Origin of the sequence: Massilia sp. DWR3-1-1, from assembly GCF_049898325.1 — a bacterium.
In the GTDB taxonomy this organism is placed as follows: Bacteria; Pseudomonadota; Gammaproteobacteria; order Burkholderiales; family Burkholderiaceae_D; genus JAFCUW01.
Map to the genome: position 1 here is coordinate 1 of NZ_JAFCXL010000068.1, position 1,658 is coordinate 1,658.

The 1,658-nt window shown below is 60.5% G+C and carries 1 protein-coding gene; it reads left to right on the top strand.

From position 1 onward, the window contains the following. The first annotated feature begins 119 nt into the window (after positions 1-119). A protein-coding gene (locus ACP7EY_RS23935; protein WP_426197753.1) for an IS3 family transposase occupies positions 120-1,627 on the top strand; the annotation gives its coding sequence in 2 pieces (ribosomal slippage) (positions 120-537 and positions 537-1,627; 1,509 coding nt in all). Positions 1,628-1,658 lie beyond the last annotated feature (31 nt).

Consider the following 1,658-nt stretch of genomic DNA (forward strand, 5'->3'; position numbering starts at 1 on the left):
CCCCCTATGTCAGCATAGTTGTCGCGTCATCTGATTTATCGTAACCGTACTGGGGGCGGAGTAAAAGAGCAGCAGTGAAGCACTATTCAGCAGAGCGCAAGGAAGCACTTTTGCGGCAGATGATGCCGCCGACGAACAAGCCTATCTCGGCACTGGCACGCGAGAATGGCATCTCGGAACAGACCCTCTATACTTGGCGACGAAATTTAAAAGCGCAGGGAGTGCCGGTGCCAGGGAATGGAAAAAATGCCGAGGAATGGTCCTCGAAGGACAAGTTCGGCGTGGTGCTGGAAACGGCAGGATTGAACGAGGCCGAGCTGGCCGAATACTGCCGCCGAAAAGGACTGTTCAACGAGCAGATCGCGGCGTGGCGTGCGGCGTGCCAGGACGCGAATGCGCACAGCGCGGACCGGTCACGAGAGCAGCGCGAGCAGAGCAAGGGTGACCGCAAGCGGATCAAGGAGCTCGAGAAGGAGTTACTGCGCAAGGACAAGGCACTGGCGGAGGCAGCAGCGCTGATCATCCTCAGAAAAAAAGCCCAGGCGATCTGGGGGGATCCCGCGGAAGACTGATCGGGACCTCAGATCGCCTGCTGGTAAAGGACTTGGTTGAAGACGCCGTTGGCAGCGGTTGCCGACGTGCTGTTGCCTGTGAGGCCTTGGGCCTCAGTTTGCGGACCTATCAGCGCTGGACCCGCGAAGGCCGTGCCGGCATCGACGACGGACGCAAAGATGCGTGCCGGGTCGCCCCTGCCAACAAGCTGAGCGAGGAAGAACGGGCACGCGTTCTGGCGTTGGTCAACAGTGCCGAGTTCGCCAGTCAGCCACCGAGCCAGATCGTGCCCACGCTGGTCGACCGCGGAGAGTACATGGCGTCGGAGTCGACCATCTATCGGATCATGAAGGCAGCGGCACAGCAGCATCACCGTGGCCGGGCTAGCAAGCCTGTCACGCGCGTTGTGACAAGCCACTGCGCGAGCGAAGCGAACCGCCTCTGGTCGTGGGATATCACCTGGCTGCCAACAGCCGTGAAAGGCCTGTATTTTTACTGGTACATGGTGCTCGATGTGTACAGCCGGAAAATCGTCGGCCATGAAGTGCACATCGCCGAATCGGCCGAGTTAGCGTCGCTGCTGATGCGCAAGGCCAGTCTCGTGGAAGGCCTGGCTGGCCGCAAAGTGGTGCTGCACTCCGACAATGGGAGCGCAATGAAAGGGGCAACGATGCTGGCAACGTTGGAAAAGCTCGGAGTGGTCCCATCGTTCAGCCGGCCGCGCGTCAGCAACGACAACCCGTTCGCGGAGTCGCTGTTCCGCACTTGCAAATACCGGCCGAACTACCCGCGCAAGCCGTTCGACAGCGTTGAGCAGGCCCGGACGTGGACGCAGCAGTTTGTGCAGTGGTACAACCACCAGCACAAGCACAGCGGCCTCAAATTCATCACCCCGGCACAGCGCCACGATGGGCTGGCCAATGCGATCTTGCGGCGTCGCGAGCAGGTCTACGAGGCCGCAAAGCAACGCTGCCCGGAGCGCTGGTCCGGCGCCACGCGCAATTGGAAACTGAAGGACGAGGTGTGGCTCAATCCAGAAAGGGCTGCGCCTGAATTATTGAAGCTGGCCGCATGAACTGACGCGACATCTTTGTTGACAACTACCG